General features: G+C 33.9%; 18 protein-coding genes. 8 read left to right on the top strand and 10 right to left on the bottom strand.

Translation table 11 applies throughout. From position 1 onward, the window contains the following. Positions 1–31: 31 nt before the first annotated feature. Entirely contained in the window at positions 32–457 is a 426-nt protein-coding gene (locus AC37UB_RS00940; protein WP_490685167.1) for a MarR family winged helix-turn-helix transcriptional regulator, read from the bottom strand. A gap of 90 nt (positions 458–547) precedes the next feature. On the opposite strand from AC37UB_RS00940, the gene AC37UB_RS00935 reads away from it, so the two are divergent. Continuing rightward, on the top strand, positions 548–1,522 hold the full coding sequence (locus AC37UB_RS00935) for an FUSC family protein (protein ID WP_117972167.1): 975 nt from the start codon (positions 548–550) through the stop codon (positions 1,520–1,522). A 43-nt stretch (positions 1,523–1,565) separates the two neighbouring features. Here the strand turns inward: AC37UB_RS00935 and rlmN are convergent, their stop codons facing one another. The 4 genes from rlmN to AC37UB_RS00915 all read right to left on the bottom strand — a co-directional run bounded on the left by rlmN (position 1,566) and on the right by AC37UB_RS00915 (position 5,766). After that, positions 1,566–2,633 carry a dual-specificity RNA methyltransferase RlmN gene (gene rlmN, locus AC37UB_RS00930; protein WP_117972166.1) on the bottom strand — a complete coding sequence of 356 codons (1,068 nt, stop codon included), beginning with the start codon at positions 2,631–2,633 and terminating at the stop codon, positions 1,566–1,568. Between the two features lie 126 nt (positions 2,634–2,759). Beyond that, positions 2,760–3,080, bottom strand: a complete 321-nt coding sequence (locus AC37UB_RS00925; protein WP_117972165.1) for a hypothetical protein — start codon at positions 3,078–3,080, stop codon at positions 2,760–2,762. 28 nt (positions 3,081–3,108) lie between these two features. Beyond that, entirely contained in the window at positions 3,109–4,299 is a 1,191-nt protein-coding gene (locus tag AC37UB_RS00920) for a coenzyme F420-0:L-glutamate ligase (RefSeq protein ID WP_117972164.1), read from the bottom strand. Positions 4,300–4,443: 144 nt separating this feature from the next. Beyond that, positions 4,444–5,766: a polysaccharide deacetylase family protein gene (locus tag AC37UB_RS00915; protein WP_490685166.1), complete on the bottom strand. Its 1,323-nt coding sequence runs from the start codon at positions 5,764–5,766 to the stop codon at positions 4,444–4,446. A 332-nt stretch (positions 5,767–6,098) separates the two neighbouring features. Between AC37UB_RS00915 and AC37UB_RS00910 the strand changes: the two genes are divergently transcribed. Beyond that, positions 6,099–7,493, top strand: coding sequence for a pyridoxal phosphate-dependent decarboxylase family protein (locus AC37UB_RS00910; RefSeq protein ID WP_117972162.1), 1,395 nt, complete (start codon positions 6,099–6,101; stop codon positions 7,491–7,493). 46 nt (positions 7,494–7,539) lie between these two features. On the opposite strand, the gene AC37UB_RS00905 is transcribed toward AC37UB_RS00910, so the two are convergent. The 3 genes from AC37UB_RS00905 to thrC are packed head-to-tail and all read right to left on the bottom strand — an operon-like array spanning position 7,540 to position 10,333. Beyond that, positions 7,540–7,977 carry an ACT domain-containing protein gene (locus tag AC37UB_RS00905; protein ID WP_117972161.1) on the bottom strand — a complete coding sequence of 146 codons (438 nt, stop codon included), beginning with the start codon at positions 7,975–7,977 and terminating at the stop codon, positions 7,540–7,542. Next, on the bottom strand, positions 7,959–8,843 hold the full coding sequence (thrB, locus tag AC37UB_RS00900) for a homoserine kinase (RefSeq protein WP_117972160.1): 885 nt from the start codon (positions 8,841–8,843) through the stop codon (positions 7,959–7,961). The genes AC37UB_RS00905 and thrB overlap by 19 nt, the downstream gene beginning before the upstream one ends. After that, positions 8,843–10,333, bottom strand: a complete 1,491-nt coding sequence (gene thrC, locus AC37UB_RS00895) for a threonine synthase (RefSeq protein ID WP_490685165.1) — start codon at positions 10,331–10,333, stop codon at positions 8,843–8,845. The genes thrB and thrC overlap by 1 nt, the downstream gene beginning before the upstream one ends. Before the next feature lie 83 nt (positions 10,334–10,416). Here thrC and AC37UB_RS00890 point away from each other — a divergent pair, with 83 nt between their 5' ends. The 6 genes from AC37UB_RS00890 to AC37UB_RS00865 all read left to right on the top strand — a co-directional run bounded on the left by AC37UB_RS00890 (position 10,417) and on the right by AC37UB_RS00865 (position 15,339). After that, complete coding sequence (locus tag AC37UB_RS00890) at positions 10,417–11,556, top strand: homoserine dehydrogenase (RefSeq protein WP_118249529.1); 1,140 nt, start codon at positions 10,417–10,419, stop codon at positions 11,554–11,556. Continuing rightward, positions 11,549–12,862 carry an aspartate kinase gene (locus tag AC37UB_RS00885; RefSeq protein ID WP_117972157.1) on the top strand — a complete coding sequence of 438 codons (1,314 nt, stop codon included), beginning with the start codon at positions 11,549–11,551 and terminating at the stop codon, positions 12,860–12,862. The genes AC37UB_RS00890 and AC37UB_RS00885 overlap by 8 nt, the downstream gene beginning before the upstream one ends. Continuing rightward, positions 12,859–13,872: an aspartate-semialdehyde dehydrogenase gene (locus tag AC37UB_RS00880; protein WP_117972156.1), complete on the top strand. Its 1,014-nt coding sequence runs from the start codon at positions 12,859–12,861 to the stop codon at positions 13,870–13,872. The genes AC37UB_RS00885 and AC37UB_RS00880 overlap by 4 nt, the downstream gene beginning before the upstream one ends. Positions 13,873–14,089: 217 nt before the next feature. Beyond that, on the top strand, positions 14,090–14,650 hold the full coding sequence (locus AC37UB_RS00875; RefSeq protein ID WP_490685164.1) for a transposase: 561 nt from the start codon (positions 14,090–14,092) through the stop codon (positions 14,648–14,650). Between the two features lie 66 nt (positions 14,651–14,716). After that, a complete protein-coding gene (locus tag AC37UB_RS00870) occupies positions 14,717–15,031 on the top strand; it encodes a transposase (protein WP_370448220.1) in 315 nt (104 codons plus the stop codon). A gap of 26 nt (positions 15,032–15,057) precedes the next feature. Further along, the gene (locus tag AC37UB_RS00865) at positions 15,058–15,339 is read left to right on the top strand and encodes a transposase (RefSeq protein WP_370448219.1); all 282 of its coding nucleotides are present in this window, start codon (positions 15,058–15,060) and stop codon (positions 15,337–15,339) included. A gap of 138 nt (positions 15,340–15,477) precedes the next feature. Here the strand turns inward: AC37UB_RS00865 and AC37UB_RS00860 are convergent, their stop codons facing one another. Further along, entirely contained in the window at positions 15,478–15,837 is a 360-nt protein-coding gene (locus AC37UB_RS00860) for a DUF1304 domain-containing protein (RefSeq protein WP_117972155.1), read from the bottom strand. 2 nt (positions 15,838–15,839) lie between these two features. Continuing rightward, positions 15,840–16,127: a putative quinol monooxygenase gene (locus AC37UB_RS00855; protein ID WP_490685163.1), complete on the bottom strand. Its 288-nt coding sequence runs from the start codon at positions 16,125–16,127 to the stop codon at positions 15,840–15,842. Between the last annotated feature and the right edge of the window lie 9 nt (positions 16,128–16,136).

The raw sequence follows: 16,136 nt of genomic DNA, 5'->3' as shown, positions 1-16,136 counted from the left end.
ATAGTCTATTAAAAATATTTTGATGCAAACATTATAATTTTTTAAAAATTTTTAGTAAGACATCAAGACTCTCATTAAATTCTTTCATATCTTTTTGAGTTAAACGACGAGACAAGTCCTCTTTTAAATCTGTGGTATCAAATGGATTTTTTTTCAAATACATTCTACCGTTTTCTGTAATTGAAACATGCGTAACACGCTTATCTTGTTGGCTCACTACTTTTTCAACAAATCCGTGTTCGAGTAATTGATTAATAATACGCGTGGTTTGTTGTTTCCCAAAATAAAAATCCGTCGCTATTTCTTTCATCGTAAGAGAGTTGACTTTTGTGAGTCCTAATAAACAATAATAACTTTCATACGTAATATTCAGTTCATTTTTTTGTTTGATTCGTCTTTCGACATTAAAATGCCAATATGGTAATAGTTTTAGTAATTTATTTGAAATATCATCCATTTTTCATCCTCCTAAATTGACTTTTTTATCCTCTTCATGATACCTTATTAGTACATATTTATGTACTAATAAAATGGAGATGACTGATTCATGCTAACTAAACTAACCACACATATACAAAAAAATTTTCATAACAATTTGATTGATTATACGAGTAATTTACTTTTTATCTTACTATTTACACTGATTTTCGGTCAAGAAAATCTCCTTCCCATTGTTGCGTTAAGTGTTGGATTTTTAATGTTTCCAAAAATTAATTTTGGTGTAAAAGATAGCGTTCTGACACTCACCAACTTATTACTCTTTCCTTTAGGTGGGATCGTATCCCAATTGCCACATGATAGGCCACTTGGTTTATGTGTTATTTACGCTGGGTTTACGTTTCTGATTTTATTATTAACTGCTGAACCCATTGTTTTTCAGTATTCAATCCCTTATTTAATAAATTTTTTATTCTGTCAGGCAACACCTGTAGAGTCATCAAATGCACTAAACCGAATCATTTGTTTACTTGTAGGAAGTATTGTACTAAGTGTATTAGCTACTAAATCAACTAAAAAACAACCTTTAAGCAACTCACAACTTACACTAAAAGAACAAATCACTCGCTCACTAACACATCCTTTTTATTTGTTCAAGATGACGTTAAGTGTCTCAATAGCGATGACAATTGCGATTTTACTCCATGCACCTAAGCCACTTTGGATTAGTATTGTGGCGATGTCATTGACTGAAATTCATTTCAGTGAAACGGTCAAAAAAACACGCGAACGCATTATTGGAACAACGTTTGGCGTGATTGTCTTTTATTTGTTTTTAGTTAAACTAATTCCAACACCTTATGCCATTGTCTTTATTTTAACAGTAGGATTCATCAGTTACTTTTTAGTTGACTATCAACACAAAACGGTTGTTAATTCGATTGCTGCCATGAATGCAGCACTCGTTATTTTCCCAAGTGGTATCTCGATTGCTAACCGATTTATCGGATTATTTATTGGAATCGTAATTGCTATGATAGTCGCAATGATAGGTCACGTGCTTCAAAAACTAATCATAAGATAGAGAAAAGCTACAGTCATTATCAAAATGGCGTAGCTTTTTTAGTTTATTTACTCTTCTCTTTTCTCATTTGCTTACTTCTAAGTTGACCACATGCTGCATCAATATCAGAGCCAAATTCTTGTCTGACCACACAATTAATGCCATTTTTCTTTAAGATATCATAAAAAGCCAATGTATCTTTTTTTGTACTTCGTTGATACAAGTCATGTTCTTCCACTGTATTATAAGGAATCAAGTTGACATAAGTGAGTTTTTTCTTATCTTTCAATAAGTCTGCCAATTGTTGGGCATGCTCTGGTGTGTCATTAACCCCTTGAAGCATAATGTATTCAAACGTGATACGACGATTGGTTTCTTTTAAGTAATAATCCACTGCATCCATTAAACGCTCTAATGGATACGCTCGATTAATTTGCATGATAGATGTGCGTGTGTCATTATTTGGCGCATGAAGTGAGATAGCCAAATTAACTTGTAAGCCATTTGTCGCAAACTCCTTGATTTTTGGTACAAGACCACTCGTTGAAACGGTCATATGTCTTGCTCCTATTTGTAACCCTTTTGGATCATTCATAATGTGTAAGAAGTTCATAACATTGTTATAATTATCAAACGGCTCACCAATTCCCATGACCACAATATGACTCACCCTCTCGCCTTGCCCTTGTTTGTCTAGGTAGTGCTGCACTTTCATAATTTGAGCAACAATTTCGCCTGTTGTTAAGTTACGTTGTTTTTTTAGTAACCCACTCGCACAAAACGTACAACCAATGTTGCACCCAATTTGTGTCGTCACACAGACAGACAAACCATACGCTTGACGCATCAACACTGTTTCAATCATATGATGGTCTGGTAACTCAAATAAATATTTTATCGTTCCATCTTGACCTTCTTGAACGACTACTTCTTTTAAAGGATCTAATACAAAATGTTCTTTTAATAATTCAATTGTTTGTTTTGATAGATTACTCATCTCTGAAAAATCAGTCACTCGTTTTTCATATAACCATTGCCACACTTGGGCTGCTCTAAATTTCTTTTCACCATTTTTCACAAACCAGTCAACAAGTTGAGGTTGTGTAAAATCATAGATTGATGGTTTCATTATTTATTCCTCTTTTCTACTTTGTACACTTAATCACTATATAGGATTTAAGTCTAATTTGCAATGACAAACTCACTATCCATGCACAACAAAAAAAGCAAAAGAACGAATTGTTCTCTTGCTTTTACTTTATTGATTTATAGCATGTAATGCTTGTTTACTTAATTGTTCTAATCTCTCTGATAATGCTTGAGCCGTTTCTTGTGAATACACAATCGTTTCAACTGGTGTTGAAACAAAATCAAGTAATTTCACAGCTTGCCATGTATCTCCTTGCTTTTCGATTGTGATCTGTGGGTGTACACTTGTTGCCCCACACGCATCCGCAACTAAAAAAGCAACCTCATAAGTAGTCTCATCTAATTTTCTTAAACGATAATACCCATCATGAATAAACTGTTTGTCTGCTGATAAATGTTGTGTCAACACATCCATTTCTTCTTGTGTCATATTCACACGCCTCCTTTATTAGCCTTGATTAGTTAGTAAAGTTATCAAAGTAGCCTTGAATAAAGACAATCGGTGTTCCTTTGTCTCCACTACCTGACGTTAAATCTGATAATGAACCGATTAAGTCAGTTAATTTTCTAGGTGTTGTTCCTTGTGCTTCCATTAATCCTGTTAAGTCATCTGCTTTTGAATCAATGTGTTTTTTGATGGCTTCTTCTAATGCTGCTCCACGTAAGTCAGAGAAGTTGTTGTCTGCAAGATATTTTAACTTCACTTCATTTGGTGTGCCTTCTAAACCTGATGTGTATGCAGGAGACACAACTGGGTCAGCTAATTCCCAAATTTTTCCAACTGGATCTTTAAACGCGCCATCACCATAAACCATGACTTCCACTTGTTTACCAGTCAACTCTTTTAGTTTACGTTGGATATTATCCACTGTTTCTTGCGAGTTTCTTGGAAATAATTTCACACCATCGTCTGTTGATTTGTTTGAACCAAGTAAGCCATATTGCTCGTTAAAGCCACTTCCATCAACCGATTCAGATAAGACATCGTCCAATGTGTACACTTTTTCCGCACCATTTTGTTCTAAGATGCGTTTTGTACGGTAACGTGTGTGAATATCACATGTTAAGATATTTTTTGTATAAGATAAAATCGTTTTAGGCTTTTGAGAGAAAATGACTTCACACTCAGCACCTTCTGCTGCGATTAATTCTTTATAGTATTCAATATAGTCAACACCTGTAAAGGTATGTTTTTGATAACCAAATAGCTCTCTAAATTCTGTTTCAGTTAACGTATCTGTCCAAGGATTCACTCCTTTTTCATCTAATGCGTCAAGTGAAATCAAATGATTTCCCACTTCATCTGATGGATAACTTAACATTAAGACAATTTTTTTGCTTCCTCTAGCAATACCACGTAAACAGTTTGAAAAACGATTACGGCTAAAGATTGGGAAGATAACCCCAACTGTCTCATCATTAAATTTTTGACGAATATCTTCTGCAATTTGATCAATCGATGCATAATTTCCTTGAGCTCTAGCAACAATCGATTCTGTTACAGCCACAATATCTTTGTCTTGAATTGAGAAGTTTCCTTCTTTAGATGCTTCAATGACACTGTCAATAACGATTGATTCTAAATCATCACCTTCATTAATAATTGGACAACGTAATCCCCTTGATACAGTTCCAATGATTCTTGACATAATTTTACTCTCCCTCATGAATACAACTCATTTTTAATTTAGTTCCATAAGTACTATACAGTGTTTTAAGCGACAAGTAAAATTTAGACGCTAGAAAAAATAAAAAAAGATGATTAAACGGGTATTTAATCATCTTTTTTACTTTTAATTGATTAAGTCTTTAGCCAATACAAAAGTATAATCTTGGCTTTTTAAAAACTTAATGACATTTTCCAAACTATCTGCTGAGTCTTGATGGATGTCATGCATCAACACAATACTATGAGGCTGTAATTCTTTTTTAACTTCCCCTAGAATAGCTGTAGGATTATGTGTTTTCCAATCTAATGTATCGATATTCCACAACGCAATGGACATATTTGGCTCAACTTTTGTCACACGCTCATTATATGCCCCATATGGTGGACGAAGAAGCGTTGGTTTTTCACCTGTTAGTTTTTCTATTTTTTGATTGGTTGAATCAATTTCTTGCTTGATACTTGCTTCATCTAATTTCGTTAAATCCTTATGATCATAAGTATGGTTCCCAATATCATGTCCTGCTTCATGAATTTTTTTGACAACATCTGGGTAAGTGTCAACCATTGAACCCAACATAAAGAACGTAGCCTTAATATTGTATTTTTTTAACGTATCTAATATTTGCAATGAACTGGTATTGTTTGGTCCATCATCAAACGTTAACGCCACTTTTTTATCATCGTTTAAAAGAGTTGGATCATTTTTAATAACCTCTTGCTCTAGAAGTGATAACTGACTAGCATACGTTTTTTTGAGTTTATCATTTTTTAACTCGCTAACTGCTTTATCTAACTTTTTATATTCATCAGATGACGGAACAGTTTTAATCTTATCTTTTTGAATATAAGTTGCCATCTCTTTATCAAGGGTTGCTAACGCTTGATTTTGAGTCGTCACTTCTTTCAGTCCTTCTTCAAGAGCTGACTTTTGCTCATCTTTTGGTAAAGCACTTACCTGTGATGTTAAATCATCCTGTAGAGTAGAAGAAACACTTTTTGTCATGGCTAGATTTTTAACCAACGTATTTTTTCTAAAGGGTGTTGTACCAAAGATATCCCTCATCTCTTGAGAGACTTTGATTTTATGTTGAACCAATTGAATCGCTTTTGAATCTTTTTGCAATTCAGTTAACAACTGACTTTTTTGATGCTTTACTTTTCCAGAGATATTAGAAATCTCATCCACTTTTTTGATACTTGTTTCAACCTGTTCTTGCGCTTTATTGGATGTGATTAATAAATCTTTGCTAGTAACATAGTTTTCTAACGTATTATGAGCAAGCGAATTTAGTGACTCATCAATCATCTTTTTTTCACTTGTCACACTAGCCAATGTTTGTGATGCTTTTTTATCTAACGTCATACGTCGAACTAAAAAAACGACCTCTACAACCAAAATAAGTAATAAAAAAATTAATATGAATTGCTTTTTTCTCTTTTCAGCCAATTTTAAAATCTACACCTTTCTAAATATACCAGTTCTATTCTAACAGTAATTCTAAAAATTGTTTATTATTTTCCCGACTTTCTTACAACAAAATACGTAGGTTTACTTTATTTTATCAAAATTACATAACATTTTATTACTTTTTGTTCATTTATTTAAATATTATCACTTTTCATTTTTTAATATTAACAATCAAGTGACCAGTTAAACAGTTATGTTTCTGGTTAAGATAACATGAATTATCCAACTATCAATACAAATAACGGCACTTTTTTTAAATAACTATGATAGAATAGTGAGGCATAAACTATCATGAGTAGGAGGAATTTATAATGGACATTCAAGATTATATGAAAGAATTTATTGATACTTTTTATGACAATATACATACCATCCAACAAGGAAAACCAATCGATATTATTCCAGAAAAAACAATCAAACAATTACAAACTTTAAACTTTACTGAAGAAGGACGAGACCTATCTAGTTTACTCACAACTTTAGAAGAAAGTGTCTATCCTTTTAGAAATGTTAGTGAACATAAACGAAATTTTGCTTTTATTCCTGCACCCGTTGTTGATATTTCAAAATTAGGTGACTTATTTGAATCATTTTATAACCCAAATGCTGCAGGATTTTATTCTAGCTCTGGAACAGCTGTCATCGAAGAAGAAATGATGGCTTATTTATGTGAAAAAGCTGGATATAATCCCAAAAAAGCAAGTGGCACATTTTTATCAGGTGGTTCAATGGCCAATCTAAATGCCACTATAGCTGCCAGAGATAAATATTTATCGTTAGATGACATCACAAGAGGTGTGGTTTATATTTCTGATCAGGCACATCATAGTGTCCATAAAGCACTTCACGTGATTGGTATTCCAGATGAAAGAATTCGTCGTGTAAAAACAGATGACCAATTAAAAATTGACCCAACAGTACTACAAGAAACAATCAAAGCTGATAAAAAGAATGCATTACATCCATTTATCGTCATTGCGACAGCTGGAACAACAAATGCGGGGGTGATTGATCCATTACCTGAATTGGCTAAAATTTGTAAAGAAGAAGATATATGGCTGCACGTGGACGGAGCATTTGGCGCATCGGTTTTATTATCAACAAGTCACACTCACTTACTTAAAGGGATTGAACAGGCTGATAGTATCACGTGGGACGCGCATAAATGGCTCTTCCAAAGTTACTCTTGTGCGATGTTATTAGTAAAAGATAAAACCGATTTATTGCGAAGTTTTAGTGAAACGCCTGAGTATTTAGAAGATGCTTCTGAAAACGAGCACATCAATACATGGGATTTAGGACTTGATTTATCTCGTCCAGCTCGTGGCGTGAAGCTATGGTTATCTATACAAGCACTTGGAACGAAAAAATTAGGTGACACGATTGATTACGGAATCAAACTAGCTGAATACACTGAGTCTGTCGTGCGAAACACACCAAAACTAGAGATTATCACACCAGCTCAAACAGCGATTCTGAACTTTAGATATCACCGTGAAGGCTTAAGTGAAGAAGAATTAAATTCATTCAATACAGCCCTTTCAAATATGATTGCTAATCAAGGTTTTGCTCAAATTTTGACAACAAAACTTCAAGGGAAAACGGTATTACGTATGTGTACCATATCGCCTGAAACGACACAAGAAGACATTGATAAAACAATCGAACACATTTCTTCTTGTATAGAAAAATTAGAAACTAACTAAAAAATAAGCCGAACACGATAACTTAAAACGTCGTGTCCGGCTTTTATTATTCAATTGATAAGAGTTGTAGATGATTGACTCCTGTTAATTTTTCTAGTTCTGCTAAGAGTTCATTCACTGACACTGATAGTTCTTTAATATCAATCCCCATCACAACGGTTGCTGTATCTTGAATGGGAATATTTTGATTAATGGTTAACACATTTCCACCTAACTCTGACAGACGGTTTAATACAGAAGACAACAAGCCTTTTTTATCGGTTAAGTTAAATGAAATGAGTGTTTTTCTGATTTGTGCCGTTTTATCAGCGACAAACACATGGTCTTTGTACTTGTAAAACGCACTTCGAGATAGGCCAACTTCATTGACAACCTCACTCACATGTTTAAAATCTCCTGAATTTAATAATTTTTTTGCTTCGATTACCTTTGAGAAAACCTCAGGTAATACGTCTTGATTGACGATTAAATAGTTCTGTGACATACTTCTGCTCCTTTATAGTCCACTGATAAATCAAGAGCCTTCCATTTATGTTTCAACGTGCTGAGTGATATGTTTAATCCTTTCAAGTCAACTTGTGACGTGAAAACGCCCATTAATGTTGAGCCACTACCAGAAATATAAAACCCTTTTGCTCCTGATTCTTTTGCGATATTTTCTACTATATCATATTCGTCAATTAATGTTTTGCGGTATGGCTGATGAATGCCATCATCTAAAAATTTATCCAAATTAGCCGCATCTCCTGTTTTTAATGCGTCTAATAAAAACAATAATTTTGCTTGATTGGCTACCACCGTTTTTAGTGGATAACTTTCAGGTAACGCTCCTCGTGCGACTGATGTTTCCAACGTAAAATCGGGAACAAAAGCTACAAATTGATACGACTCATCAACTGGATAATGTTGGAAAAAAATATCGTCATTCATTTGATAAGAGGCACTTAATCCACCTAATAAAGCAGGTACCACATTATCAGGGTGCCCTTCAATTTGAGTACAATACTTCACCAACTCATCTTGGCTTAAATGAAGCTGATGCAACTCATTGGCTGCTAACACACCTGACACGATACACACTGCACTACTACCCAAACCGCGTGCAAATGGAATATCACTATCTATCTGTAATTTAATTGGTGTCACAGGTCGTTTTAAGTCATCTAGCACGTATTTGTATGACTGATAAATTAAATTATCTTCTGTCTGAAACGCCACAGGACACCCTGTAATCTCCAACTTGTCTGATAATTCAACCTCGCACTCACCATAAAACGTCACAGCTAGCCCTAATGTGTCAAACCCGACACCGACATTGGCAGATGTTGCCGGAACTTTAATACGAACCATTATGACTCACCTACCTGTTTAATAATAATATCCTTCATCTCATCAATATCAATGACTTGATTATGTAAAATTGGCGCATTTTTTAAGTCTTTCAACTGACGTGGCGCATAGACGTTTGTTTTTTCTTCTAACTCATCAATTAGTTTGAATTCATCTTGTGAGCTATCAATCGCAAGTTCTGGAATGTCTTTACTCACTTCTTGAACAAATTTGTATGGAGAGGCAGTTGATAAAATCACGGTTTTTTCTTTCTTTTCAGGGCTATTTTCTAATACGTAAGATGCCACTGCTGTATGTGGATCAAGTAAATAACCTTTTTCGTTATACACTTTGTCAATTTGCTCAGCCACTTGTTTATCCGTTGCATATCCCGTTCCAAATGTTTCTTGGATCGTGTGTAATAAATTATCAGAAATTTTGAATTTCCCTGTCGTTTTTAATTGAGTCATCAAGTCAGCAACGTAATTTGCATCCCCTCCACTTAAATGAAACAGCATTCTTTCTAAGTTTGATGAAATTAAAATATCCATACTTGGTGAGCTGGTCTTTTTAAACTCACGATTGGTGTCATATTCACCTGTTTTTAAGAAATCATATAACACGTTGTTTTCGTTTGAGGCACAAATGAGTTTATTGATTGGTATCCCTATTTGTTGTGCGTAATATCCGGCTAAAATATTACCAAAGTTTCCTGTCGGCACAATGTAGTCGATCTTTTCACCTAGTTTAATCTCACCTATATTAACAAGTTCTACGTATGACGCAAAATAGTAAACCACTTGTGGAATCAAACGACCAATGTTTACTGAGTTCGCACTAGAGAATTCAATGTGATGCTCTTTTAGTAACGCCACTAATTCTTCATCATGAAATAAACGTTTCACATTACTTTGCGCATCATCAAAGTTTCCGTTAATTGACACAACTGACACGTTTCCTCCATCTTGTGTTTGCATTTGTTTTTCTTGAATGGTTGATACCCCGTTATTGGGGTAATACACAATCATATCAACTAACGTATCATTTTTAAATCCTTCCAAAGCAGCTTTACCAGTGTCACCACTTGTGGCGGTTAAAATTAATCGTTTGTTGGTATTATTTTGTGTTTTTGCTGATAAGTTTACTAGTTTTGGTAACAGTGATAAGGCAACATCCTTAAATGAACACGTTGGCCCGTGGAATAATTCTAAAACATAATCATCGCCTACTTTTTGTAGTGGCGTGATTTTTTCATCACTAAATATGTTTGTATAAGCCTCTTTCACACATTTTTTGATATCATTTTCTGAAAATTCATTGAAAAACTGATTGATAACCAGTGAGGCAATCTCTTGATAGTCCTTATCTAAAACAGTCGATACATCTAAATTCACATCATCTAAGTTAGGCAAGACAAACAATCCTCCATCAGGACTTAACCCTGCTAAGATCGCTTGACTAGCGGAATAGTTAATTGTTTCGTTTCTTGTACTTTGATATTTTTTTTCCATCGTAACACTCCTTGTCTTTCATTTTAGTCTATGATACAATGTTCACCATATAAAAACAAGTGTATTTTACAGGAGGACTTATTATGAAAATTGCAATCCTTGGTTTTGGAACAGTTGGTTCAGGTGTTTATGAAATTTTACAGCAAAAAAATTTAGCAAAAAAATTTAGCGTGGAAAAAGTATGGTGTCGTCCAAATGACACAATTGACATTCCAAAATTTTGTTCTAATATCGAAGACATTATAAACGATAAAGACATTGAACTGGTTGTCGAGGTATTAGGTGGCATTGATGTGCCGTTTGATTTAATCTCTCGCATGTTAAAAAGTAAAAAACATGTGGTCACTGCAAATAAAGCCGTTATCGCAAGACATTATGACGCATTAACTGATTTAGCAAAAGAAAATGGTGTGTCACTTAACTTTGAAGCAAGTGTTGGTGGTGGGATTCCATGGATTAAAAACGTGGAATTAGCTTCCAGAATTGATGCTATTTCAAAATGCTATGGTGTTTTAAATGGCACATCAAACTTTATCTTAGATACCATGTTAAAAGAAGACCAAGATTTTGATGATGTATTAAAAGAAGCCCAAGATTTAGGTTACGCAGAATCTGACCCAAGTGCAGATATTGATGGTTTTGATGTCTTAAACAAATTAATTATTTCAGCTAGAAAAGCATTCAATAAAAAACTCGATCCAGATGATTTCTTTGTTCACTCAATGAGACAAATCACAAAAGGCGATATTCATTACTTCAAACAAAAAGGCCATATTGTAAAATACATCGGTGAAATTACGCATGACGAAGGGGTTATCTCGTTACATGCTGTACCAGAAACATTTGCAGAAGCGACGATTCCAAGTAACAATAATATCGCTAGTCTTGAAGGAAAAACAATTGGAACATTAAAATTCTACGGACAAGGTGCAGGTAAATTACCGACCGCTAATGCCGTTGTGCAAGATATTTTAGATATTTCAAAAAATATTTCTTATATTGATACTGACAACGTTGAAAATAATGATATAATTGAAAAAAAAATAAATCGCTATACATTCTTTATTCGAACAAACGAAACAATTGATGATGCGCTAATTAAAGAAAAAGATGGTGATTATTTCATTACTCATCCTATTACATTAGCTGACATCAAAAAACAAACACAATTAAATGATCCTCTGATTGTAAGAGTGATTACTCAGGAGGATTGGCATGATTAAAGTAACAAAATTTGGCGGAAGCAGTGTTGCGAATGCCACTCAGTTTAAAAAAGTTAAAAACATTATTGATAGTGACCCAACCCGTACTGTTGTGGTCACAAGTGCCAGTGGGAAAGAACAATCAGATGATCATAAAATGACTGACTTATTATATTTATGCTATGAACATAAACGATATGGGATGCCATTTGATGATTTATTTCAAATGATTCGTGATAAATTAACTAGAATTGAGAGCGAACTTGATTTAACCTCTAATATCTCTGAAGATTTAGACTTTTTATATGCTAAAATGCAAGATTCTATTGATATAGACTATTTAGTCAGTCGTGGTGAATATTTAACAGCTAAATTATTAAGCAATTATTTAGGATTTAAGTTTGTTGATGCAAAAGACATTATCATCTTTAAACCAAATGGCCAAATTGATGAAAAACGCTCATGCAAAGCCATTCAAAATCATTCTGATAAAATCGTCGTACCTGGTTTTTATGGGGCTTATCCTGATAAGTCCATTCACTTGATGTCTCGTGGTGGCAGTGATATTACGGGAAGCTTTTTAGCTAGCGCAATGGATGCTGTCTGTTATGAAAACTGGACAGATGTGTCTGGTATTTTAAAAGCCGATCCAAGAATCGTGAACAATCCAAAACAAATTGAAACCATTACCTATGAAGAATTACGTGAATTAGCCTACATGGGAGCTAATGTTATCCATGAAGAAGCGGTTAATCCTGTTAGAGAAAAAGGGATTCCTATTCATATTTTAAATACAAATGATCCTGATAATCATGGGACAGTAATTACAGCTAAAGACGAACAAGAAAAGCGTCAAGCAATCACTGGTATTACAGGTAAAAAGGATTTTTCCATTATCACAGTAGTGAAATCCCATATGTCCAATGACTTTGGTACCATCAGAAAAGCATTAGAATGCATGGAAAAATACCGTATCATTGTTGAACATATTCCAACTGGTGTGGATTCATTTTCTTTAGTGGTTGAAACAGCAAAATTAAAACCATTTTATTATGAAGTTATCTCTGATTTAAAAGCGAGTACACAAGCAGATAAAGTCAGTGTCATTCACGATTTCGCCCTTATTGCGATTGTGTCTCGTTTTATGAAAAACAAAACAGGTATGAGTGGTCGTTTATTTAGCTCTCTTGGAGAGCAACACATCAATATCTCACTGATTTCTCAAACAAGTGATGAGTTGACCATTATTATTGGGGTCAAAAATGAAGATTACAATACAACCATTCAAACTATTTATTATGAATTTGAAGGAGACGATAGTTTATGAGCGAGTTAACTGTAGCAATTTTAGGAGCCACTGGCGAAGTTGGAAAAGAGATGTTAAATTCTCTGTTAGAACGCCAGATTCCCATTAAAGAATTAAGATTATTTGCCTCTAAACGAAGTACTGGACAAAAAGTTGCGTTTGGTGACAAAGAATTAGTAATCGAAACATTAACAACAGACTGTTTTGAAGGAATTGATGTTGTCTTATGTGCGTTAGATGACGATATTGCTCGTATCTACCTGCCTGAAGCCAAAAAACAAGGTTGTTTAATTATTGATAATTCAAGTATTTATCGACTAGATGAAGACGTACCTTTAGTTGTACCAGAAGTGAACCCTGATGATATTTTTACCAATCAAGGGATCATTGCAAATCCTAACTGTTCAACAATTATTGCACTTGTTGCCATTGCCCAACTACACAAAAAAGCCACTATCAATTCAATGATTGTGTCAACTTACCAAGCTGTTTCAGGTGCTGGTAAACAAGGGATTGAAGAACTTGAAACTCAAGTCGTTGATATTTCTGAAGGAAAAAGTGTGACTCCTCATGTCTTCCCTTATCAGATTGCCTATAATTTAATTCCGCAAATTGGTGGATTTAATGCTGAAGGGCATTCAAGCGAAGAAATGAAATTACAAAATGAAGGACGTAAAATCCTCCATCATCCAACACTTGATGTAACATGTACATGTGTGCGTGTTCCTGTCGTTCGTTCGCACTCAGAAGCGATCACTCTTTTCTTAGATAATGATTTGAGCGTTGAAGAAGCCCGTCAAATCATTAGCGAAACTGATGGCGTGAAGTTAGTCGATGACTTAGACAACCAAGGTTACCCAATGCCACTTGATACATCTAACCAAGATTTAGTTTATGTTGGGCGTATCAGAAAAAGTAAAGTCGGTAATCAATCAGTCATAACTCTGTGGTGTTGTGGGGACCAAGTAAGAAAAGGTGCTGCAACAAATGCCGTACAAATTTTAGAACACTACATAAAGCATTCTAACTAAACATACTGGCTTGTGTTTGTAAAGATAAAGAGATTTGACTAATTCATGATTTTATTTTGCCGAGTTTGTACTATCATAATAAAAGAGGCTGTACACTAAATCGTGTTGATAGATTAAATTCTATCAATGCGTTTTTTTATTTGAGGCATAGAAAAGAGGCATTCTTATTGGTAAAATTAAGTCATCTATAACTAACATTACAAAGGAGAATACTCCTATGGATAATAGTACAAGAAAACTACTCAATTTAACAGATGATTCTCTTATTTTTAATGAGGATTGGTTGTCTCGCGAAGCGAGAAACAACCGCTCTGTTAACATGATGACAGGAAGATTAGTGAATAAAGATAAGCAATGCCAGAAATGTGGATGTTATCAATCCGTTAAAAACGGAACGTATCAAACCATCAGTCAATTGCCTGAAGTTGAACGTCGCCCAACTTATCTGAAACTTCACAGAGAACGTTACCTTGCTTCTACTTCTCTAGTAGATGACTATTGTCACATTTCTAAACAGCTTAAATACCAAATTGCTTTTGACTTAAAAGAGAATCAATCATGTAAAAAAATCGCAGCATGCCACAGTGTCTCTGAAGATACTGTTAAACGTGTGTTAGTCTCATTTACGAACAATCAGCAACCGAATGTTAATTTCTTGCCCACGGCTCTTTGTGTAGATGAGTTTAGCTCTACTTTTGATTGTCATGCTGGAATGAGCTTTATTTGTGCTGATGCGACACCTAAAAAAATAATCAATATCTTACCTGATAAAAGATGACATAAATTGGTTTCTTACCTTATGAAGTATTCCAAAAAATCACGTTTAAAAGTAAGATTTTTGGTCATGGATATGAATGCAAGTTACGGTCAACTATTAAAAACAGTCTTTCCAAACGCCGCAATCGTCACAGATCGATTTCATATCATTCAACAGATTAACCGCTCTTTCAACACCTTAAGAATAAAAGAAATGAATCAACTAAAACACCACAATCAAGAGGAAGGAAAGCAGTATCGAAGATTAAAGCGTTATTGGAAACTCCTTTTAAAGGACAGCTCTGAATTAAACTATAAACACTTTTATTATCGTCCTTTATTCAAGAGAAATGTGTCATCTACCGAATTGGTAGATGAGTTACTTTCTTATAGTTCTCTATAAAAAAAGCGTATCATTTTATCCAAGAATTGAAGTATGCTTATAGAATCAACGATTATGTCTTATTTTTTGAGCGATGTTCAAAGATACCTGTTGAATTACCAAAGTATGTTAAAGATAAATTCAAGATATTTGGTAAGTTCTCCCAAGGAGTCATGAATGCCTTTAAATACTCCTATTCAAATGGTTTCTTAGAAGGCATTAACAATAAAATTAACGTGATTAAACGTGTGACCTATGGCTATCGAAACTTTCTACTATTCAAACGACGTATCTTTTTGATTCAAAATAAAGTTTTTCAGGTTAATTAAAAAAGCGAGAGAATTTCTTCCCTCACTTCAATTAATTCTATTTCATTTTTGAGACTTTTTCATCAATATTATTGTCCATCAACACGATTTGACATAGAGCCGCAAAAACCACAATCTTAATTGATTGTGGTTTTCTCTTTAAAAGAAAGTTGAAACAAGTGCTAGAATGGCTAAACCACCTTGTGTTAAAATAATCTTTTTATCACTTGTTAAACTACCATATAAAGCAACTAAAATTATATAAACTAATAATACTCGACTAATTTCAAGTGAAGCCTTTGATAAAAATACACTATACAACAATCCTACACCAATTAGACCATTATATACCCCTTGATTTTTAAATAAGGTACTTACAGAATTTCTTTTCAATTCTTCTTTTGTCATATTAAAAACTCTACTCGTTACACCTGATGTAGTTGCAAAAGTCTCTAGATACATGATATAGAAAAATTCCAAAGCAACAAATACGATTAAAACAGTTGAAATTATAGACATCTCTATTCCTCATTTTCTGTGATAATTAATTCTGTTTTCTTCTCAGCATATTCTGACATTTTTCCAAATAAGTTTATTAATAGTGGATTTTGGTTATGTTTATCAATTGATTCTTGGTTTTTCCAATGTTCAATCATCACAAATTGATTTTTCTTTTCCACTGATTCATATAAATCATATAGCAAGCAGCCTCCTTCCAATCGTGTAGAAGCAATTAAAGGTACTATATCCGCTAAAAAATCTTCTCTTTTATCATTTTTTACATAAAAATTTGCTTGTATAATTTTCATTTTTCTCCC

It is taken from the genome of Vagococcus changpingensis (assembly GCF_058211775.1).
The sequence above is the reverse complement of the archived record's forward strand: the minus strand, read 5'-3'. Positions and strand labels throughout refer to the sequence as shown.